General features: G+C 34.6%; 17 protein-coding genes and 1 tRNA gene. 10 read left to right on the top strand and 8 right to left on the bottom strand.

From position 1 onward, the window contains the following. The first annotated feature begins 196 nt into the window (after window positions 1-196). Entirely contained in the window at window positions 197-3,532 is a 3,336-nt protein-coding gene (locus tag IEV10_RS01720) for a thrombospondin type 3 repeat-containing protein (RefSeq protein ID WP_188372970.1), read from the top strand. Window positions 3,533-3,564: 32 nt separating this feature from the next. Next, window positions 3,565-4,479 (top strand): PorP/SprF family type IX secretion system membrane protein, encoded by a 915-nt coding sequence (locus tag IEV10_RS01715; protein WP_188372969.1) that lies wholly within the window; start codon window positions 3,565-3,567, stop codon window positions 4,477-4,479. 48 nt (window positions 4,480-4,527) lie between these two features. On the opposite strand, the gene pth is transcribed toward IEV10_RS01715, so the two are convergent. From pth to IEV10_RS01700, 3 genes are all read right to left on the bottom strand, one after another. Beyond that, window positions 4,528-5,145 (bottom strand): aminoacyl-tRNA hydrolase, encoded by a 618-nt coding sequence (gene pth, locus IEV10_RS01710; RefSeq protein WP_188372968.1) that lies wholly within the window; start codon window positions 5,143-5,145, stop codon window positions 4,528-4,530. A gap of 78 nt (window positions 5,146-5,223) precedes the next feature. After that, window positions 5,224-5,862: a 50S ribosomal protein L25/general stress protein Ctc gene (locus IEV10_RS01705; protein ID WP_188372967.1), complete on the bottom strand. Its 639-nt coding sequence runs from the start codon at window positions 5,860-5,862 to the stop codon at window positions 5,224-5,226. A 145-nt stretch (window positions 5,863-6,007) separates the two neighbouring features. Further along, on the bottom strand, window positions 6,008-6,949 hold the full coding sequence (locus tag IEV10_RS01700) for a ribose-phosphate pyrophosphokinase (protein ID WP_188372966.1): 942 nt from the start codon (window positions 6,947-6,949) through the stop codon (window positions 6,008-6,010). A 146-nt stretch (window positions 6,950-7,095) separates the two neighbouring features. Here IEV10_RS01700 and IEV10_RS01695 point away from each other — a divergent pair. The 5 genes from IEV10_RS01695 to IEV10_RS01675 all read left to right on the top strand — a co-directional run bounded on the left by IEV10_RS01695 (window position 7,096) and on the right by IEV10_RS01675 (window position 11,917). After that, window positions 7,096-7,177: transfer RNA gene (locus IEV10_RS01695), tRNA-Leu, on the top strand. Window positions 7,178-7,291: 114 nt separating this feature from the next. Then, window positions 7,292-9,160 (top strand): T9SS type A sorting domain-containing protein, encoded by a 1,869-nt coding sequence (locus IEV10_RS01690; RefSeq protein WP_188372965.1) that lies wholly within the window; start codon window positions 7,292-7,294, stop codon window positions 9,158-9,160. 35 nt (window positions 9,161-9,195) lie between these two features. After that, the gene (locus IEV10_RS01685; protein ID WP_188372964.1) at window positions 9,196-9,780 is read left to right on the top strand and encodes a HupE/UreJ family protein; all 585 of its coding nucleotides are present in this window, start codon (window positions 9,196-9,198) and stop codon (window positions 9,778-9,780) included. A 96-nt stretch (window positions 9,781-9,876) separates the two neighbouring features. Continuing rightward, a complete protein-coding gene (locus IEV10_RS01680; protein ID WP_188372963.1) occupies window positions 9,877-10,311 on the top strand; it encodes a deoxycytidylate deaminase in 435 nt (144 codons plus the stop codon). Window position 10,312: 1 nt separating this feature from the next. Further along, a complete protein-coding gene (locus IEV10_RS01675) occupies window positions 10,313-11,917 on the top strand; it encodes a S41 family peptidase (RefSeq protein ID WP_188372962.1) in 1,605 nt (534 codons plus the stop codon). Here the strand turns inward: IEV10_RS01675 and IEV10_RS01670 are convergent. From IEV10_RS01670 to IEV10_RS01660, 3 genes are read right to left on the bottom strand one after another with little or no spacing between them, the layout of a single operon-like run. Next, window positions 11,914-12,525: an FAD-dependent oxidoreductase gene (locus IEV10_RS01670; protein WP_188372961.1), complete on the bottom strand. Its 612-nt coding sequence runs from the start codon at window positions 12,523-12,525 to the stop codon at window positions 11,914-11,916. The genes IEV10_RS01675 and IEV10_RS01670 overlap by 4 nt on opposite strands. Continuing rightward, complete coding sequence (locus IEV10_RS01665; RefSeq protein WP_188372960.1) at window positions 12,525-12,725, bottom strand: hypothetical protein; 201 nt, start codon at window positions 12,723-12,725, stop codon at window positions 12,525-12,527. The genes IEV10_RS01670 and IEV10_RS01665 overlap by 1 nt, the downstream gene beginning before the upstream one ends. Before the next feature lie 41 nt (window positions 12,726-12,766). After that, the gene (locus IEV10_RS01660; RefSeq protein ID WP_188372959.1) at window positions 12,767-13,348 is read right to left on the bottom strand and encodes a MarC family protein; all 582 of its coding nucleotides are present in this window, start codon (window positions 13,346-13,348) and stop codon (window positions 12,767-12,769) included. 107 nt (window positions 13,349-13,455) lie between these two features. Here IEV10_RS01660 and IEV10_RS01655 point away from each other — a divergent pair, with 107 nt between their 5' ends. The 3 genes from IEV10_RS01655 (at window position 13,456) to IEV10_RS01645 (ending at window position 18,076) form a co-directional block, all read left to right on the top strand. Next, on the top strand, window positions 13,456-14,028 hold the full coding sequence (locus IEV10_RS01655; protein ID WP_188372958.1) for a DUF3109 family protein: 573 nt from the start codon (window positions 13,456-13,458) through the stop codon (window positions 14,026-14,028). 379 nt (window positions 14,029-14,407) lie between these two features. Further along, window positions 14,408-15,388 (top strand): ribonucleotide-diphosphate reductase subunit beta, encoded by a 981-nt coding sequence (locus IEV10_RS01650; protein ID WP_188372957.1) that lies wholly within the window; start codon window positions 14,408-14,410, stop codon window positions 15,386-15,388. Between the two features lie 195 nt (window positions 15,389-15,583). Next, window positions 15,584-18,076, top strand: coding sequence for a ribonucleoside-diphosphate reductase subunit alpha (locus IEV10_RS01645; protein ID WP_188372956.1), 2,493 nt, complete (start codon window positions 15,584-15,586; stop codon window positions 18,074-18,076). A 48-nt stretch (window positions 18,077-18,124) separates the two neighbouring features. Here the strand turns inward: IEV10_RS01645 and IEV10_RS01640 are convergent, their stop codons facing one another. Further along, a complete protein-coding gene (locus tag IEV10_RS01640; protein WP_188372955.1) occupies window positions 18,125-18,844 on the bottom strand; it encodes a DUF6503 family protein in 720 nt (239 codons plus the stop codon). A gap of 39 nt (window positions 18,845-18,883) precedes the next feature. Further along, window positions 18,884-21,175: an inorganic phosphate transporter gene (locus IEV10_RS01635; RefSeq protein WP_188372954.1), complete on the bottom strand. Its 2,292-nt coding sequence runs from the start codon at window positions 21,173-21,175 to the stop codon at window positions 18,884-18,886. Window positions 21,176-21,335 lie beyond the last annotated feature (160 nt).

Genomic DNA, 21,335 nt, shown 5'->3' with positions numbered 1-21,335 from the left:
TGTGAAAAAAAAGTATAAATTTGATGCTAATTTAATAATCCTATACTAATCCATATGGCAAAAAAACTACATTTAAAACTCATAACTAAATATTTAAATTCTTTTTTAACTAACCTTTAAGGTTTTGTCTTTCATTAAGCACTGTGATTGTGATTATTGAAAGACTTTTATATTACATTAATTAAACTCACTTCAAATGAAAAAAAATCTTTACTTTTTAGTAGCTGCTTTTTTCTTGATTTCATCTTCTTTAATTGCTCAAGAGAGGAACTGTTATTCTAATGACTTATTAGAACAGAAGATGCAAGATCCTGCATATCAGGAAAGAATGAATCAGCTAGAAAACTTTACTCAACAAGGTATTGCAAATAATAGCTTCCGAATGATGGATGATATTATATATGTCCCAGTTGTAGTACACGTGGTTTGGAATTCTGCTAACCCAGTAGAAAACATTAGCGACGCTCAAATAGAATCTCAAATAGATGTTATCTATAAGGATTTTAGAGCCTTGAATGATGAGTTTGCTGATATACAAGCAAACATATGGCCTCAAGCTGGGGATACTAAAATAGAATATTACTTAGCTCAAATAGATCCAGATGGTAACCCTACAAACGGTATCACAAGAAAAGAAACTAATGTTGCGGCATGGGGAACTGACGATTCTATTAAGTTCTCAGCCCAAGGAGGAACTGATGCATGGGATCCATTACGTTATTTTAATTTTTGGGTAGGTAATATCGGAGGTGGAATCCTTGGATATGCAACATTCCCAGCAAGTGCAGGTGACCCTGACGATGGTATTGTAATGAGCCCGCAGTTTTTTGGATCTTCAGATTATGAAGCTGCTGCAGGTGAAACTTTTTTCTTAGATGATACTTATGATTTAGGTCGTACTACTACTCATGAGATAGGTCATTATTTTAATCTTCGTCACATCTGGGGTGATGGTGGCTGTGGTGTTGATGATTTTGTAGATGACACACCGAGTTCTGATAGTCCTAACTACCCTTGTGCTGGAGCTAGGCCAGTTAAATGTGGTACTGATGATATGTTCGAAAACTATATGGATTACAGTGATGATGCATGCATGGGACTTTTTACTCAAGGGCAAATTGACAGAATGCGTGCAGTTTTTGAACCTGGTGGGCCAAGGGAAGTTCTTAATCAATCCCCTTTTCCTTTTGAGATAACTTTTGCAGATTCTAATGCTTCAAATGTAGAAGTTTGTAAACCAGCTGATGCAACATATAATTTTACATATAATCTTATAGATCCGACTTTTACAGGTTCAGTGACTTTTGCAACTAATGGCTTGCCAATGGGTGCTACAGCTAGTTTTAGTCCAAGTACAGTTACAGCTGATGCGACTCCTGTTACAATGACGGTTAGTGGTTTAGCTTCTGTAGATGTAGGGACTTATGATTTTCAAATAGAAACTACTGATGGTACAGATACGGCTCCAACTAATGCTACTTTAAATGTATTTGACGATACATTTGGAACAATTACTCAGGGTTATCCTAACGGAGGAATTACTGGAGTTCCTCCAATGGCTGAATTTACTTGGAGTGAAGATTCTAATGCTGCTGCCTATGAAGTTGATGTAGCGTCTGATGCAGGTTTTACTAATATAGTATCTAGTGGAGTTGTTACAGAGGCTTTATTTGTACCTATGGGGCTTGCTACTGATACTTCTTATTTTTGGAGAGTTAGAGCTGTGAATAATTGTGGAGAAGGAGCATATGCTTCTACTAGTTTTCAAACTGGTACTATTGAATGTAATGTTTCAACAGCAACTGATACTCCAATAGCCATACCAGATGGAATATTCTTTGTTGGTCCTGGAGACCCTGTAAGTTCAACTCTTCAAGTTACTGATGTCTCTGAAATTACAGATGTAAATGTAACTATTAATGTATCTCATACATGGGGTGATGATTTACTTATAACTTTAACGAGCCCTTCAGGTACTGATGTTATTCTTTCTAACCGTAATGGAGGAAATGGAACACAGTATGTTGATACTGTATTTGACAGTGATGCTACTGACCCTATAAGTTCTGGTTCTGGAGACTTTACAGGGACATTTACGCCAGATGGTGATTTATCTACATTGAACGGAGAAATTGCTAGTGGAGATTGGCTTTTAACTGTTCAAGATTTTGTTTCTGGTGATACAGGTAATATAGAAAATTGGTCTTTAGAAATATGTGGTGTACCTCTGCCAGATTCAGACGATGATTTGGTTCCTGATTCATTAGATAATTGTCCTTTGACAGCTAATACTGACCAATCAGATGTTGATGGTGATGGATTAGGAGACGTCTGTGATGACGATATAGATAATGATGGATTGCTTAATGATGATGATAATTGTCCGAGCACAGCCAATGCAGATCAAGAAGATTTAGATGGTAATGGAATTGGAGATGTATGTGATGTTACATGTACAATAGCAACATATGCAGGTGAGTCATTAGTAATTGACGATGACTCTGCTTTACCTAGTCAACAATATGTTATATCTGTAGATATAGAAGAAGATTTGACAATAACAGATGTTAACGTTACTGTTGATATTCAGCATACTTGGACTGGAGATTTATTAATAGCTTTATTCAATCCTACAGCCACAGAATTTGTTGTTTTGGCAGATGGTGCTGGAGGAGGTAGTGAAAATTTCACCAACACAGTTTTTGATGATGATGGAATTGATACAGACGGAGATGGAATTGTTGATATACAACCGGTTTCAATTAATGATGGTGTAGCTCCATTTACAGGAGTTTTTGCTCCAGAAGAGCCTTTATCATTTTTTAATGGCCAACAATCAATAGGTACTTGGTTCTTAGTTGTTGTTGACCAAGACCCAAGTTTAGATGGAGGTTCTCTGGATGGATTTAGCTTAGAAATTTGTGGTATTAGAGATTCAGAAGATTTTGATTCTGATGGAATTCTAAATGATGATGATAATTGTGTAATTGTAGATAATACAGATCAAGCTGATAATGATGGAGATGGTATTGGAGATGAGTGTGACGATGATGATGATAATGATGGGGTATTAGATGTTAATGATAATTGCCAGTTTACTGCTAATACAGATCAAGCTGATAATGATGGTGATGGTCTTGGAGATGTTTGTGATGATGATGATGATAATGATGGTGAGTTAGATATAAACGACAACTGTCCTCTAACTGCAAATGCAGATCAATCAGATGTTGATGGTGACGGTCTTGGAGATGTTTGTGATGACATAACTGTTAATGATATTGTTACTCCTAATGGGGATAATGTTAATGATACTTGGCAGATTCAGAGTATTGAGCTTTATCCAGGCACTACTGTAAGAGTCTATGACAGAACTGGAAATGAGGTTTTCGCATCTAATTCATACAGAAATGATTGGGGAGCAACTAACCAGAGTGGTAAAGCACTGCCATCAGGTTCTTATTACTATGTAGTGAATCAATCAGGAGAAGGAAACATAGTTGTTAACGGATGGTTATTTGTTACATACTAAAAAAGTAGATAAATTTTAAATCAATTAATTCAATGAAATTTTATAAAAACATTTTAAAGGTAGTAGCATTGTTATTGTTTGGAACTATATATGCACAACAAGAACCTAACTATGCCTTGTATAGATATACTATGAATGCAATTAACCCTGCTTATGCTGCCGCAGATGGTGAAACAAGCTTGACATCAAGCTTTAGAAGTCAATGGGTTAACGTTCAAGATGCACCTGAAACTCAAACTTTCTTTTTTGCCACACCACTTACTGAAAAATTTGGAATAGGCTTGTCAATTATTAATGATAAAGTGTTTGTTGAGAATAGAACAAGTTTCAATGTCGACTTTTCGTATAAGTTAAAGTTCAGTGAAACCACAGATTTATTCTTAGGGTTAAAAGCTGGAGCAAGTACTTATAATATTGATGAGGATGGCTTTGGTAGGTTTGGTTTTAATAACGGAGATAGTGCGATTCAAAATATTGACGAAGGTTTTAGACCTAATCTTGGAGTTGGAGCACATTTATTTAATGAAAAGTATTTTGTGTCTTTCTCAATTAATGGGCTATTACAAGGAGAGCGTGTTAATGTTGACGATGGTAGAGTTACAACATCTAATAATAATTCTCATTGGTATCTTTCAGGAGGTTATAATTTTGACTTATCGGATAAGTTTGAATTTAGACCATCTACTATGATAAGATATGTCAATGGTTCACCATTATCTGCAGACTTTACCGCGGCATTCAGATACAACAAACGTTTTGAACTTGCAGGTGTTTACACAACAGATGGTGCATGGGCAGGTACTTTAATGTTTAATCTTGCTGATTGGATGGATTTTGGTTATGCTTATGGAGGTTCATCTAGAAGCGATTTGAATGATATCAATGATGGTACTCATGAAATCCTAGTACGTTTTAATTTTCCTAAGAAAAATAATTCTGACGAGTAAAAAGTAATTTATTTACATAAAAAAACCTCTCAATTTTTGAGAGGTTTTTTATTTTCCATTATAATTATTCATTGTAATTTTTAATCCCGAGAGAACAAAAGAATCTATAATCTTAGTACTTAATTCTAACCTTTCTTTTAGCTGATTATTTTCTTCATCTGTCCAATTAGCTAACACATAATCAACTTGTCTTCCTTTTGAGAAATCATTACTAATTCCAAATCTAAACCTACTATACTTTGTAGTTTGTAATTTGTCTTGGGTGTCTTTTAATCCATTATGACCACCGTCGCTTCCTTTTCCCTTTAACCTTAAAGTACCAAATGGTAAATTAAGATCATCTGTTATAACTAATAAATTTTCTAATGGAATTTTTTCTTTTGCCATCCAATATTTAATAGCCTTACCACTTAAATTCATGTAGGTACTAGGTTTCAAAAAAATTAGAGTACGCCCTTTTATTTTATAATAAGCCAAATCGCCTAATTTATCTGTCTTAAACTCAAAATCATGAGAAGCAGAATAATAATCTAATATTTTAAAACCAATATTGTGTCTTGTATTTTCGTACTTGTCACCAATATTACCTAAGCCGACAATCAAAAATTTTTTCATGGGGTCAATGTTTTCTTTAGATTTAAATAAGCGTATTAAGCATTTAATCATAGATTTATATTTTCTCAAAAATAAAAAAGCATTCTGAAATACAGAATGCTTTTAGCTTATATGAAGAAATAGTTTTGCTTATTCTTGTGCTGCTTCCGTTGCTGGTGCATCTGCTGCTGCTTCTGCTGCTTCTGCTCCTTCTTCTTCCTCTTCTTCCTCATCAACAACAGCTAGTCTACTACGCCTTACTTGACATACTACTGTATTATCTGGGTGTAAAAATTTGTAAGCGTCATTTTGAAGCTCAGTGATGTATAATTTGCTTCCTATTTTAAGAGGAGTAATATCAACCTCAATAAAATCTGGAAGATTTGAAGGGATTGCTTTTACTCTTAATTTACGGTAAGGTCTTCTTAAGTTACCACCATTTAAAACACCTTTAGAAGTACCTGTAATACGTACAGGAATGTTCATGGTGATTTCTTTATCATCAAAGATTTGATAGAAATCTACGTGAATAATTCTATCTGTCACAGGGTGAAATTGAATGTCTTGCATGATTGCGTTAACTGTTTCACCGTTATCTAAGGCAATCACAACTGTATGCGCGTCTGGAGTGTATACAAGTTTAGAGAATGCCAATTCTGGTGCAGAGAAATGCAATGGCTTATCTCCTCCGTATACTACGCAAGGAACCTGACCAGCATTACGTAAGGCTTTAGTTGACTTTTTGCCTACGCTTTCTCTTTGAGATCCATTAATTGTAATTGATTTCATTTTAAAAGTTTAATTTAATAATTATTAATTACCTCATTTTGAGGGCTGCAAATGTAGTAATATTAAATTAAAATTCTATAGACCTAGCGTTCTTTTTTAATACACCTTATCTATTGGAAACAAATACACTAAAAAAGGAATACGATTACATTACAAATTTAGAACTAATAGACTTATTCTGATGCACATTTTGCATGACTTCAGCAAACAAGTCTGCGCAACTTAAAACACGAATTTTACTGCTTTCTTTAGTAAGAGCAATCGAATCTGTAACTATTAATTCTTCTAATTTGGAGTTTGCTAATTTTTCATAAGCACTTCCAGATAATATTGGATGTGTACAAATAGCTCTTACACTTAACGCACCACGCTCCATCATTAAATCTGCAGCTTTGGTTAAGGTGCCAGCAGTATCAACCATATCATCAACTAAAACTACATTCTTCCCAGTAACATCACCTATTAATTCCATATGCGAAATAACGTTAGCCTTAGCCCGTTGTTTGTAGCAAATAACAACATCGCTTTCTAAGGCTTTTGAGTACGCATAGGCACGTTTAGAACCTCCCATGTCAGGAGAAGCAATGGTTAAATTATCTAGATTCAACGACTTTAAATAAGGCAAAAATATAGTAGAGGCAAAAAGATGATCTACAGGTTTTTCAAAGAATCCTTGTATTTGATCTGCATGAAGATCCATGGTTATAATTCTAGTAGCTCCAGCAGCTTCCAGCATTTTTGCAACTAATTTTGCTGCAATCGGAACCCTAGGTTTGTCTTTTCTGTCTTGTCTAGCCCAACCAAAATATGGTAATACCGCAGTAATATGTCTTGCCGAAGCACGTTTAGCTGCGTCAATCATCAGTAACATTTCCATTAAATTCTCTGGTCCAGGATTTGTTGAACCTATTATGAAAATTCGAGTACCTCTTATTGATTCTTCATAAGATGGCTGAAATTCTCCATCGCTATATCTTGATGTGATGACGTTGCCAAGTTTTACGCCATAGGCGTTAGCAATTTTTTCAGCTAGATATTTGCTTTGAGAACAAGTAAAAATCTTAGCTTCGGTTGAGTCGTAAGGCATTTTTAGTGTTGTATTATGTTAGTTAGTTGTAGTTGTAAAAATATGCTCAAAGTTAGAAAAATATTTACCTAGCAAAAAACATAAAACCTAGTATTTTTAATTGATTGGCAGAAATAATTTTTTATTTTTGCCAATCCAAATTCAATGCTCAAGTGGCGGAATTGGTAGACGCGTCGGATTCAAAATCCGATTTCTTCGGAAGTGTGGGTTCGATTCCCACCTTGAGTACTAAAAAGGTTAAATCATAAATAAAGTGATTTGACCTTTTTTATTATATCATTTAACGAACTTTAATTGAAAAAGCATATATAATTATTTACTTTAGTGAATATTATTTTAGAAATGAAAATTAGTATTTATAAGGCTTTGATTAATAAAAAAGTAAGCTTACTTTTTTTATTCTTTTGTTTAGTTCATTATTCAAATTCTCAAACTTTCACCGATGTTACATCATCGAGCGGTATAGTCGATTTAATAGATACCGTAAGTGATCCAATCATTGCACGTGTGTATGGAGGAGGCGCATCAGTTGTTGACTTCGATAAAGATGGTGATTTAGACTTTTTTGTGGGTACTAATTTTGGTAAGCCTAGCCAGCTTTATCGTAATAATGGGAATGGGCAATTTCAAGAAGTAGCAAGTACACTAGGAATTACTAATTCAAATAGAGTCAGAGTTGGTTTATGGTTTGATTATGATGGAGATGAATTACTTGATTTAGTTCTAGTAGGAGATTGTTTTAAAGTGTCTTCAGGATGTGTAGACAAAGTAGATATATTTCTTTATAAACAAACAGAAAGTGGCATGTTTACTGAGATAAATAACTCAGGATTAGATTTTAATGGTAAATACAATGGTGTTACACTTCGAGAAAGAGTTGTAGGAGGAATAGCCTCAGCAGATATTAATAACGATGGTTGGTTAGATGTGTTGGTTACTGTTTGGGGAGCTGAAGCTACTTTGTTTATTAATAATGGGAATGGAACTTTTTCAGATATTAGTATTTCTAGTGATTTAGGTCAAGAATCTATGTTCAGATGGCAACCGGTTTTTCATGATTTTAATAGAGATGGTTATATAGATGTTTATATTAATGTTGATTTTGATGCAAATGAATTATGGAGTAACAATGGAGATAATACTTTTACAAATATTGCTGCATCTGTTGGAGCGGATAGTTCATTTAACGAAATGGGTATGACGCTTGGAGATTATGATAATGATGGAGATTTGGATATTTATTCTACTAATATTTCTAGAGTTGAAGATGGAGAAGTTAATTTAAGACATAATATTTTACTCAGGAACGATTGGGCAAATAACAGTTTGAGTTTTACAGAAGTCTCAAATGAACCTGCAATTAATGTTGGTGCTAGTGGTTGGGATTGGGGGACAACTTTTTTTGATGCTAATAATGACGGGTACATAGATTTAGCTACAACAAATGGTTGGCCTCAAGAAGAGTGGTCGCCTGATGAATCTAAATTATGGCTTAATGTAGATGGTATTTTATTTTCCGATATTTCTGAGAGCGCTTCTTTTAATGATTTATGGGAAGCTGCATCTTTACTGGCATTTGATATGGATAGAGACGGTGATTTAGACTTATTGCAGTCTATGAAATTAAATACAGGAGATGCCAAAGGAGCAAGATTGTACCAAAACAATTATTCAGCTGGCGTAAATCCAAATAATTATTTAGTAGTTAGGCCAAGGTTAGATGGCAGCAATCATTTTGCAATTGGTGCAAAAGTTACTGCTACATTTAACGGGATCTCCAATATTCGACTTATAACTGCAGGAACTAGTCATTTTGGGCAAGAACCTGCTGAGGCTTTTTTTGGAATAGGAACAAGTAATTTAGTTGATGAAATTAAAATTGAATGGCCAGATAATACGGAGACTATAGTTACGGATATAAATGCAAATCAAGTCATAACAATTTCAAAATCGGGAATATTAAGTATTGATGAAAAGTCTCTAATAGATAAGATGTCAGTTTATCCAAACCCAGTAAAAGACATATTAAATATTGAGACCAACATAGAACTTAAAGAAATAGAAATTTTTAATGTATTAGGGCAAAAAGTTTTAATGGATTTTAACAATAAAAAAATTAATGTTTCATCTCTTATTTCCGGAACATATTTTATAAAAATCAATGATGTTGCTGACTCAATAACTAAGACAATACGTTTTATAAAAAGATAAAATTAACCTAACACAAATTTTATAATTCTCCCGATATGGATCAATTCTGGTTTAATGTAAAGTATGGTCTTAATCATGTTTTAGACATCAATGGTTATGACCATGTACTATTTTTAATGGTGCTTGCAGTGCCGTACCTTTTTAAAGATTGGAAACGAGTACTACTTTTAGTGTCCATTTTTACTTTAGGACACACTTTATCATTGGTTTTGGCAGCTTATGACTATGTCTCAATAAATGGTAAAACTGTAGAGTTTCTAATACCTATTACCATAATAATTGCGGCAATTTATAATGTTTTTACTGCTGGGAAAAACAAAGAAAATACAAAAATATCGGTACTTTTCTTAACAGCTTTGGCCTTTGGTATAATCCATGGTTTAGGTTTTGCACGAGAGTTTACAATGGTCTTTGGTGATGCCGAAAATAAGCCATTGGCATTATTAGAATTTGCTTTAGGGATTGAGTTTGCTCAGGTTATTATTGTTTTTGTAATTCTCTTTCTAGGTTTCTTGTGCCAAACTATTTTTAAAGTTTCAAAGCGCGATTGGACTCTTGTTGTTTCATCAATTGTTGTTGGTTTAGTTATTCCAATACTTTCTGCTAATAGTATTTTTTAAACACTTTAAAGTTTTGTAAAACTTTAACTGCAAGGCATTGCTTATAAAATACGAAGCCATTATATTCGTTTATTACAAATATTATAATTTAAGTTAATGGCTCAAGAAGCAAAACAACTTCGATACGACAAGGCTTATTTACGAATGGCTCAAGAATGGGGAAAACTATCTCATTGTAAACGTAAGCAAGTAGGTGCAATTATCGTAAAGGGCCGAATGATAATTTCTGATGGTTATAATGGCACACCAACAGGTTTTGAAAACTATTGCGAAGATGATGACGGTTATACCAAATGGTACGTCTTACATGCCGAAGCTAATGCCATTTTAAAAGTCGCTTCATCAACACAATCGTGTAAGGGTGCAACGCTTTACATCACCTTATCTCCTTGTAAAGAATGTAGTAAACTCATTCACCAAGCTGGAATAGTTAGAGTTGTATACTCTCAAGCTTATAAGGATGATTCTGGTATAAAGTTTCTTGAAAAAGCAGGAGTTCAAATAGATTTAATAGAAGAAGTAGAAGCATAATATGTCTAATACCAAAAAATATATACCATTAATCATTGGCATTGCTATAGCTCTAGGTGTGTTTATTGGTGGTAGACTAAACTTTACAGATACTTCAGATCGGTTGTTTACAACCAACAGTAAAAAGGATAAGCTTAATAGACTCATAGATTATATAGATTATGAGTATGTCGAGGACATAAATACAGATAGTATTGTAGACGTTACCGTAAATGGAATATTAGATAATCTTGATCCACACTCAGTATATATTCCAAAGAAAGATTTAGAACGTGTAACAGAAAATATGAGAGGCGATTTTGTAGGCATTGGCATTAATTATTATCCTTACAAAGATACATTGGCCGTGATTCGCCTAACAGAAGGTGGTCCAAGTAAGCGTGCAGGCATATTAGGAGGAGACCGTATAATTACTGCTGACGGAGATTCTATTATAGGCAATAATTTTAGTACTGAAAAAATCAGTAAAAAGCTTAAAGGCGAAAAAGGAACTAAAGTAAAACTCAATATCTACAGACCGCAAACAAAAGAATTTTTAGACATCACCGTTAAGCGTAGTGATATTCCTATTAAAAGTGTCGAAGCTGCGTATATGCTTACCAATAACTTAGGTTACATAAAAATTAACCGTTTTGCGGAGTCAACCTATAAAGAGTTTAAAAGAGCTTTAGATAAGTTACAAGATAGAGGCGCAACAAAATTGGCATTAGATTTAAGAGACAATCCAGGTGGGTTTTTAGGTATTGCAGAACAGATTGCAGATGAATTTTTAGAAGACGATAAGCTTATTCTTTTTACAAAAAACAAAAAAGGAAGACGAGAAAATATTTACGCCACTGGACGAGGTGATTTTGAAGAAGGACAAGTTTATATTTTAATTAATGAAAGTTCTGCCTCAGCTAGTGAAGTTATAGCTGGCGCTTTACAGGATAATGATAAAGGTGTTATTGTTGGCAGAAGATCATATGGTAAAGGTTTAGTACAGCGAGAAATGGCTCTTGGAGATGGTAGTGCTGTGCGTTTAACTGTTTCAAGATATTATACACCAACTGGACGGTCTATTCAAAAACCATATAACAATGGTAAGAATAGAGCCTATTTTAACGATTACTACAAACGACTTCGTAATGGAGAGCTTATGGACTCTGAAAATATACAAATAGAAGATTCATTAAAATTCACTACGCCGGAGGGTAAAGTGGTTTATGGTGGTGGCGGAATTATACCAGATGTCTTTGTGCCTTTAGACCGCTCCTTTGAAAACGAAACCATTAACTACCTGAGACGCTCTGGTCATTTCGGATATTTTGTTTTTGAAGAATTAGACAAAAATAGAGCTATTTATAAAGGTGTTGAAAAGCGAGATTTTATAAATAACTTTTCAGTAAGCGATGATATCGTTGTACGTTTTCAGGAGTATGTTAATAGACAGGAACGTACAAAAATTAGTTTCGTTGCTTTTAACGATGTCATTAAAAGACTCATTAAAGCAACACTTGCCAGACAGCTTTATGATGATAATGCTTTTGAAGAGATTGTCAATAAAAGTGATATCATGATTGACGAAGTTATTCTTTTAAGTCAAGAAAATTTTGATGGTAATTAACTCGAAATCTTATCATGTATTTTGGTGTGTTTTCCACCGTTCCACAATGTTAAAATATCTGTAGCTACTTGAGCGCCACTACCGCAGGCAATTGCAAACTGACTTCTCCATCCAGCTAAAGTCCCCGCGACATAAAGGCCCTCTTCAATAAGGTGATTATCGTTCTTAAGCCAGATGCGTTCTTTTATAGGCATGGCTTTTGGGTGTGCTTCAATATAATTTTCTAAGCCTTTTATGGTCATAAGATTGGTGTAACCAACAGCAATTACAGCAGTTTTAGCGCTGTAAGCATTTTTATTAGTTTCAATAACAAACCCTTCTGTAGTTTTTGCAATAGATTTCACTTTCTCTTTGTCAATTTGCTGGACGTGAGGATATAAATCTTTAAGTTGCTGTTTGCCACTCTCCAAAATATCTTTACCCAAAGTGCCAGGGTCTAATCCTAAGACATTATTAAACAGTGCTGTTTGTAAATGCGATGTTTTTTGATGGGTAATAATACCAATGTTTTTATTAGTTGCAAAAGGCTTAGGCTTTGCAGAACCTAAAACCAAAGCACAGGACATGCCAGCTGCGCCACCACCAATAATTAAAGCGTCAAAATCCATTATTTGTGGCTTTGTAAACGTTCAATTTTTTTTGAGATTCTCAGTATTTGAAGCAGAACTAAAGCGCAAAGTGCTGCGACTATCGTAATAACAGCAGTAAAGCTTTCGCCTTCAAATAAAGCATCAAAATTTAATTTTGTAGCATTAAAAATAATCAAGGCAATTGCAATGACTGATGCAATAGGAATAAATAGTTTCATGTGCTTATGTTTATTGTTTTTTTAGTGGTTACAGCTAACATCTATACAAGTAAAGCTTTAATGTTCGCTGTAAATAGTTTTACTGCAATGGCTAAAAGAATCACTCCAAATACTTTGCGAATTATTCGTATCCCGTTAGGACCAATTAATCGTTCAATACGAGAAGATGTTTTTAGCACTATAAAGATAACAAGAACATTAATAATAACAGCACAAATAATATTCTGAATCTCAAACTCTGCTCGTAAGGATAAAAGCGTTGTTAAGCTTCCTGGCCCAGCAATTAAAGGGAAGGCTAATGGAAATACAGATGCGGTTATAGCGTTACTTTCTTCTTCCTTATACAAGGTAATACCAAGAATCATTTCTAGTGCAATAAAAAATAGTATAAACGCACCAGCCACTGCAAATGAGTTAACATCCACACCTATAAAATGCAATAGACGCTCTCCCACAAACAAAAACACAATCATTATAATGCCCGCTATAATAGAGGCTTTTTCACTTTGTATATGGCCTACTTTTTTACGTAAATCTATGATAATAGGAATGTTGCCAATGATATCTATCACGGCAAACAAAACCATAAAAGCAGTAAATATTTGTCTAAAATTAAATTCCATAATCTTTCGTTTTAATTTCGCCGCAAAGTTGCAACTTAATTCCTGATTTTCAGTATTAAATAAAGGTAAAGTTTAAGTATTTTTGCTCAAGAATTTAAGCCATTAAAATGTTTCAACTCGGTAAAACTATTGTGTCAGAAGACATTATTGAAAAAGACTTTGTTTGCAATCTTTCTGCATGCAAAGGCGCTTGTTGCATTGATGGTGATGCCGGTGCACCTTTAGACAAGGCTGAAGCCAAAATTTTAGAGGATATCTATCCAAAAGTTAAGCCGTTTTTACGTAAAGAAGGTATAGCAGCTATAGAAGCGCAAGGCACATCAATTACTACTGCTTTTGGCGATTTAGAAACACCATTAATAGATGGTGCCGATTGCGCGTATGTTATTTTTGATGATAAAAAAACAGCACTTTGCGCTATAGAAGAAGCCTATAATCAAGGAGAAGTCGATTGGAAAAAACCAGTGTCTTGTCATTTATACCCCATAAGAGTAAAAGCGTATACCGAGTTTTCTGCAGTTAACTATGATAAATGGGAAATTTGTGATGATGCCTGTGCTTTAGGAAAAGAATTGCAAGTGCCCATTTATAAGTTTGTAAAAGAAGCTTTGATTAGAAAATTTGGTGAAGATTGGTATATGGAACTAGAATCTGTTGCTAAAGAAAAATTTGGCAAATAATTTTGTCTTTTTTTTAAAATCTGACGTTGCTAAATTTTAGTTTTATAAAAATTTAAGAAGTTTTCAACGGTTTTTTTGTTCATGTAAATTAGTTTTATCAAAATTTAAAAACTGCCCATTTTTACACTTGCTTAGCAGTTTTTTAATAATCTAATTCCTACAATTAAAATTTCAACAATATATTCATAATATACTGATTATCAATATTTTAAAAAATATTCTGATAAATAGAAACTCGTTTGAAAGAATTTTCGTGTTGTTAAAAACTTGTTGAAAAGCTTTCAGTGAAATGAGTAAAATAAGTAAATCATTTTGTCATATTTGTTAGTCCCAAGTCACACCAAATATTTTCTATTAATTCACAAATAAATTAAGAAACATGTCGCAAGCAGTAGAGCCCATTTTACAAGAAAACAAAGATAGATTTGTAATATTTCCAATTCAACACCATGATTTATGGGAGTGGTACAAAAAATCTGAAGCGAGTATTTGGACTGCTGAAGAAATTGATTTGCACCAAGATATTACAGATTGGACAGAGAAATTAACCGATGATGAGCGTTATTTCATCAAACACATTTTAGCCTTTTTTGCGGCAAGTGATGGAATTGTGAATGAAAATTTGGCAGAAAATTTTGTAAACGAAGTACAATATAGCGAAGCGAAATTTTTCTATGGTTTCCAGATTATGATGGAAAACATACACAGCGAAACCTACTCATTGTTAATTGACACCTACGTCAAAGACGAAAAAGAAAAGTCAAAACTTTTTAATGCCATTGAAACATTTCCTGCCATTAAGAAAAAAGCAGAATGGGCATTAAAATGGATAGAATCTCCAAGTTTTGCGGAGCGTTTAATTGCTTTTGCAGCAGTTGAAGGAATTTTCTTTTCAGGCTCTTTTTGCTCCATTTTCTGGTTAAAGAAACGTGGTCTTATGCCAGGATTAACATTCTCTAACGAGCTAATCTCTAGAGATGAAGGAATGCACTGTGATTTTGCCGTGCACCTACATGAGCACCACTTGGTAAACAAGGTGCCAAAAGAACGTATTAAAGAAATTATTGTTGATGCATTAAACATAGAAAGAGAATTTATCACAGAATCTCTTCCGGTGAGTTTAATTGGGATGAATGCCAATTTAATGTCTCAATATTTAGAATTTGTAACCGATGGGCTTCTTGCTGATTTAGGTTGCGAAAAAGTGTATAACACAGCAAATCCTTTCGATTTTATGGATATGATTTCGCTTCAAGGTAAAACAAACTTCTTCGAGAAGCGTGTTGGTGATTACCAAAAAGCAGGTGTCCTTAACAAAGAAGTCGAAGAGGATAAGTACAATATGGATTTCGATTTTTAATAATCAATCCTTTCAAATTAAAACAAGCTTTATAGTACATGCGCTTTTCTTATAAGAAGCGCCTGTCTAATCATAAAATTAACCATTGACTACTGTAATTATTTGCTTTAGCTACAGATAATTACAGCATTAGAATAACTAACTAACCCCTTTTCTGAACTGGCAATTTCAGAAAAAACAAAAAATGTGTACAGTATGTTTGTAATCAAAAGAGACGGAAGAAAAGAACAAATCATGTTCGATAAAATTACGGCGAGAGTCCGTAAACTATGCTATGGCTTAAACGAGCTTGTAGATCCATTAAAAGTAGCCATGCGTGTTATCGAAGGTCTATACGATGGCGTAACTACAAGTGAGCTAGATAATTTGGCAGCTGAGATTGCAGCAACAATGACCACGGCTCACCCAGATTATGCACGTTTAGCAGCACGTATTTCTGTGTCTAACTTACACAAAAACACAAAGAAAACCTTTAGCGAGGTGATGGAAGATTTATACACGTATGTCAATCCACGCACAGGTAAAGATGCGCCTTTATTGTCTGATGAAGTGTACAACGTCATCATGGAAAATAAAGACAGATTAGATTCTACAATAATCTATAACCGCGATTTCGGCTATGATTATTTTGGATTTAAAACATTAGAACGTTCTTACCTTTTAAAACTAAACGGTAAAATTGCCGAGCGTCCACAACACATGCTTATGCGTGTTTCAATAGGGATTCACTTAAATGATTTAGATGCCGCTATTGAGACCTATGAGTTAATGTCTAAAAAATACTTTACACACGCGACACCAACATTATTTAATTCTGGTACGCCAAAACCGCAAATGTCTTCTTGTTTTTTATTAACAATGAAAGACGATAGTATCGATGGTATTTACGATACCTTAAAGCAAACGGCAAAAATTTCGCAGTCTGCAGGTGGTATAGGCTTGTCTATTCATAATATTAGAGCCACTGGTAGTTACATAGCTGGTACAAACGGAACATCTAATGGTATTGTGCCAATGCTTAAGGTATTTAATGACACGGCACGTTATGTCGATCAAGGTGGTGGAAAGCGTAAAGGAAGTTTTGCCATGTACATTGAGCCATGGCATGCAGATATCATGAGCTTTTTAGATCTGAAGAAAAACCATGGTGCAGAAGAATTACGTGCACGTGATTTGTTCTATGCCATGTGGATGCCAGATTTATTTATGAAGCGTGTTCAAGAAAATGCCGATTGGACCTTAATGTGCCCTAACGAGTGCCCAGGATTATCAGAGGTACACTCTGAAGAGTTTGAAGCCTTATATACAAAATACGAAACCGAAGGAAAAGGTCGTAAAGCCATTAAAGCCCGTGAGCTTTGGGAGAAAATCTTAGAATCACAGATTGAAACGGGTACACCGTACATGTTATATAAAGATGCCGCTAATCGCAAGTCTAACCAAAAGAACTTAGGGACAATTAAGTCATCAAACCTATGTACGGAGATTATGGAATACACATCTCCAGATGAGGTGGCGGTATGTAATTTAGCATCGATAGCATTGCCAATGTTTGTAAAAAATGGCGCTTTTGACCACAAGGAGTTGTTTAGAATCACAAAACGTGTGACTAAGAACTTAAATAGAGTCATCGATAGAAACTACTATCCAGTGATAGAAGCTCAGAATTCTAACTTCCGTCACAGACCAGTTGGTTTGGGTGTGCAAGGTTTAGCAGATGCATTTATTAAGTTGCGTTTACCATTTACAAGTGACGAAGCAAAGGCATTGAATCAAGAGATTTTTGAAACGCTTTATTTTGCAGCTGTTACAGCTTCTATGGAAGAAGCCAAAAAAGATGGCCCATACGAAACATACGAAGGTTCTCCGATAAGTCAAGGCGATTTCCAACATAACCTTTGGAATATTAAAGATGACGAATTAAGTGGTCGTTGGGATTGGGAAAAACTACGTAAGCAAGTAAAGAAGCATGGTGTACGTAACTCGTTATTAGTCGCGCCAATGCCAACTGCATCGACATCTCAAATCTTAGGAAATAACGAATGTTTTGAGCCGTACACGTCTAATATCTATACGCGTCGTGTACTATCAGGTGAGTTTATTGTAGTTAATAAGCATTTATTAGAAGACTTAGTGGATTTAGGCTTATGGAATGACAATCTTAAGAACGAAATCATGAGAGCTAATGGTTCTATTCAAGGCATTGATATCATTCCTGAAGATATTAAAGAGCTCTATAAGACGGTTTATGAAATGAGCATGAAAGACATTATAGACATGTCTCGTCAACGTGGTTATTTCATTGACCAATCGCAATCTCTAAACCTGTTTATGGAAGGTGCTACTATGGCTAAATTAACGTCAATGCATTTCTATGCTTGGAAGAGTGGCTTAAAAACAGGAATGTACTACTTACGTACAAAAGCAGCTGTAGATGCTAAGAAATTTACAGTAACAAGAGAAGTTAAAAAAGAACCTGTTGCTGAGAAAGTAGCATCAGAATCCATAAAAGTTGCAGACGCTGCTGTTATAGAACAACAAAAGCAGAAAGCAGCAAAAACAGCAGCCAAGTTTGCTGAAAAAACTGAGACTCCAGAAGCTGAGCCAATGACGGCAGAAGAGATGAAGGCATTAATTGCCCAAGCTAAAGAAGCAGAAGGTGATGATTGCTTAATGTGTGGGTCTTAATATTTTAAATTAAGTGTTATAAAACCAACGTGAAAGCGTTGGTTTTTTTTATTTCCCCAAAGTATCTGTCCCCAAATACTTATCATCTTTGTTATAATACCAAGCGCGGACTTTAGGCATTTTAATGCCGTTTACGATGTCTTCTTCAGTGAGTAATATATATTCTCCAGAGTCTGGTTTTACCTTGCCATTTTCATCTGTTTTATAAAACTGGTAGACTTCCATAGCATAGGTTTCTGGGTTAAAATAGAAGTACCAAACATCGCTCCCAATAGCAGCATCGTAAGTGGCTTTTAGTACTAAATATTCCTTGCCTTTAAAGGTTTTGCGTTCTACTTTAGAGTCAATGTTTGTGCCTTTGTCTTCGAGTTTCATTGGTAAACCGTACAAATAGGTATAATAGTTTTTATACATATTGGCACGCTCGCAAGTCATCTTTTTTTCTTTGGCTGCAGCTTCATCAAGCTGAGTTTCATTATAAAACAAAGCGCAATCCGTTTTGTCAACAGTATAGGTTTGGCTCGTGTTATTTCTAACAGCTGTAACACTAAAAAACTCTGCAGGTAAGTTGATGTTTATAGCACTAACTCTAGCACTTTGATTTGGCGTTGTCATCGTTACTTTAAGGTGACCATTAAACGTCGACCAATTGCCACTTGGGTCGTGATAATTAATGGCTTTTTCTAAGAGCTGCTGTCCAGTTAGGTTTTGCGATTGTATGGGCATACTAATCACAATAAAGAGTAAAAGCGCGTATAAAGGTTTCATAAAATAAGTATTGTGATACCAAATATACAAAAGCAGGGATTACTCTTCCTCTTCAGTATTAATTGTTGCTGGTTCTACTGAGCTGTCATGAGAATTATGATACTCTTGTAGAAGATTCATGGTCGCATTAATTAAATCTTTGGTCTCTAAAAGCAACCCAAAGTATAAAGTGGTATTCTTTGGACTTGATTCTTCGGTACGAGTACGCTCTACTTGTTTGGCAATTTTAGAAGTTACCAAATCAAAATTAGTATTACGCTGAGATAATATGGTTCCGATTTGTTCAAAAGAACGCGAATCAAAGGCGGACTTTATATCTGCAAAAAGTACTTCTAAAACATCATCCACTTCTTTAAGTTCCTTAATTTGACTGAACTTTAATTTCTTATGATTGTTATTAATATGCTTATGGCTGACTTTAGAAATGTATTCTAAAGATTGTGTCATATCTTGTAAATACCCTAAAATATTAATATAAAAGTTACTTGCGCCAACACTAGACTCATCTAGGTTTTTAATAAAATAGAAGATATTGTCTCTAAGGTCGTCTACCTCAGCAGATAACTTGGCGACTTGTTTTTTATTCTTTTTAAGCTCTAGTAAATCTTGCTTAGCCAACCCACTAATTGCATTGGTGTATATGCGATTACCACGCTTAACAACGTTAGAAATATTTTTTGCACTTTCATGAATGACACCTTGAACAGAAGAACTTTCTGTACGCTCAAGCTCGTCTTCGATGTCTATTTTTTTGGCTTTGTTTTTATGAGTGATGTAGTTTCTTGTTAATAAAACGATGGCGAGTATAAATAAACCCATTAGCGCAAAACCACCGCCATAATAAAGAACACAAGCCATAATAAAGGCTGCAACAAACGCACTAAAAGCAGTAAAAAACCATCCGCCAATCACATTAAGTACACCAGCAACACGGTAAACAGCACTCTCACTTCCCCATGCTCTATCCGCTAATGAGGTTCCCATAGCGACCATAAATGTGACATAAGTTGTAGATAGAGGCAATTTCATAGACGTGGCAATAGAAATAAGCACACTAGCAACCATTAAGTTTACGGCAGCTCTTACCAAATCAAAAGCAGGTAAATCCGCAGCTTTTATTAAGGGGTCTTTTTCAGGTTTTGTAAACTGTTTATCTGTAGTTTTCTTAAAAGAATCTGGAAGGATATGGTTTATAGATTTAGACAATTCTATAGTATATCTCACAATAGTTCTCGATAAAAAGTTAGGTTCAAAACGCTCTTTAACTTCATCTTGTCTGGATAAGTCAACCGAGGTTTTAACCACGGCCTTAGCTTTACTAGAAAACCATAGTGTTAATACCATAACAACACCAGCCAAAAGTAAAAGGTAAGGTTGTGTAGGTACTTTTTGTGCAAGACTCTGCATGCCAAATTCTGAAGGTAATGTACCAAAAGCTAAATAGGCTTCATGCCAACTCTCGTAGGAGTTAAATGCAGCAATTGGGACACCTATAAAATTCACCAAATCATTACCTGCAAAGGCTACGGCTAATGCAAAAGTACCAACAATAATAATCAGCTTGTAAATGTTTATTTTTAAAAGAACTGTTACAGCCAAAGACAATAAGGTCCAAAAAACAAAGCTTATGCTTAAGGTGGCATACAAATTCGTATTTGCAAATTCTAATATATCAGAGCTAATAAAAGTCGCATTTTTTAGACCCTTTATAAGAATAAAGTACATGATTGCAGATAATGCGACACCACTAAAAATGGCACCATACCAGGCTGGTTTTTCCTGAAATTTAAATGACAGTAAAATCCTGGAAAGATATTGCACTATAGCACCTATAGTAAAGGCGACAACAACGGAGAGTAATATGCCGAGAATAATCTCAATGGCTTTAGAGTTGTTAATATAGTTGCCTAAGTCTAATAGGGTTTGGTTAGCATCACCATATATTTTTATAACAGAAAGTGCTACAGAGGCGCCTAATAATTCAAAGACAATAGATACGGTTGTGGATGTGGGCAGCCCAAGAGTATTAAAAAAGTCGAGAAGTAGAATATCTGTGAGCATTACCGCCATAAAAATGACCATAATCTCATCAAACATAAACTCGCCTGGGTTAAAAATGCCCTTACGTGCAACTTCCATCATGCCACTAGAGGTCATAGCACCTACGGCTACACCAATACTAGCAACAATCATAATGGTTTTAAATGAAACAGCTTTTGAACCTATAGCAGAATTTAGAAAATTAACGGCATCATTACTAACACCAACAACTAAATCAGCTATTGCTAAAAATGCTAGAGCGGCTAGCATATAGAGGTAAAGGTTTTCCATGTAAACGGATACTAAAAAATTGTATGCAAAATACCTTAATTATTTTCAAAGCAACGTTATCTAAACGTTATATTAGAACATCTAAATTAAGCAAAATTGCTCATAAAATACAGTCTGCAATATCGGTCAAATAATTGTTAATTAATAACTCCCGAGAAAT

It is taken from the genome of Winogradskyella haliclonae, from assembly GCF_014635865.1.
GTDB lineage: Bacteria > Bacteroidota > Bacteroidia > Flavobacteriales > Flavobacteriaceae > Winogradskyella > Winogradskyella haliclonae.
This window is presented reverse-complemented; position numbering and strand designations above follow the sequence as displayed.

Coding starts and splice junctions, on each gene's coding strand:
- IEV10_RS01700 (WP_188372966.1), bottom strand. CDS start 6,949: ATGCCTTACGACTCAACCGAAGCTAAGATTTTTACTTGTTCTCAAAGC.
- IEV10_RS01645 (WP_188372956.1), top strand. CDS start 15,584: ATGTTTGTAATCAAAAGAGACGGAAGAAAAGAACAAATCATGTTCGAT.
- IEV10_RS01675 (WP_188372962.1), top strand. CDS start 10,313: ATGTCTAATACCAAAAAATATATACCATTAATCATTGGCATTGCTATA.
- IEV10_RS01650 (WP_188372957.1), top strand. CDS start 14,408: ATGTCGCAAGCAGTAGAGCCCATTTTACAAGAAAACAAAGATAGATTT.
- IEV10_RS01705 (WP_188372967.1), bottom strand. CDS start 5,862: ATGAAATCAATTACAATTAATGGATCTCAAAGAGAAAGCGTAGGCAAA.
- IEV10_RS01655 (WP_188372958.1), top strand. CDS start 13,456: ATGTTTCAACTCGGTAAAACTATTGTGTCAGAAGACATTATTGAAAAA.
- IEV10_RS01635 (WP_188372954.1), bottom strand. CDS start 21,175: ATGGAAAACCTTTACCTCTATATGCTAGCCGCTCTAGCATTTTTAGCA.
- pth (WP_188372968.1), bottom strand. CDS start 5,145: ATGATTAAATGCTTAATACGCTTATTTAAATCTAAAGAAAACATTGAC.
- IEV10_RS01640 (WP_188372955.1), bottom strand. CDS start 18,844: ATGAAACCTTTATACGCGCTTTTACTCTTTATTGTGATTAGTATGCCC.
- IEV10_RS01715 (WP_188372969.1), top strand. CDS start 3,565: ATGAAATTTTATAAAAACATTTTAAAGGTAGTAGCATTGTTATTGTTT.
- IEV10_RS01685 (WP_188372964.1), top strand. CDS start 9,196: ATGGATCAATTCTGGTTTAATGTAAAGTATGGTCTTAATCATGTTTTA.
- IEV10_RS01680 (WP_188372963.1), top strand. CDS start 9,877: ATGGCTCAAGAAGCAAAACAACTTCGATACGACAAGGCTTATTTACGA.
- IEV10_RS01665 (WP_188372960.1), bottom strand. CDS start 12,725: ATGAAACTATTTATTCCTATTGCATCAGTCATTGCAATTGCCTTGATT.
- IEV10_RS01660 (WP_188372959.1), bottom strand. CDS start 13,348: ATGGAATTTAATTTTAGACAAATATTTACTGCTTTTATGGTTTTGTTT.
- IEV10_RS01690 (WP_188372965.1), top strand. CDS start 7,292: ATGAAAATTAGTATTTATAAGGCTTTGATTAATAAAAAAGTAAGCTTA.
- IEV10_RS01720 (WP_188372970.1), top strand. CDS start 197: ATGAAAAAAAATCTTTACTTTTTAGTAGCTGCTTTTTTCTTGATTTCA.
- IEV10_RS01670 (WP_188372961.1), bottom strand. CDS start 12,525: ATGGATTTTGACGCTTTAATTATTGGTGGTGGCGCAGCTGGCATGTCC.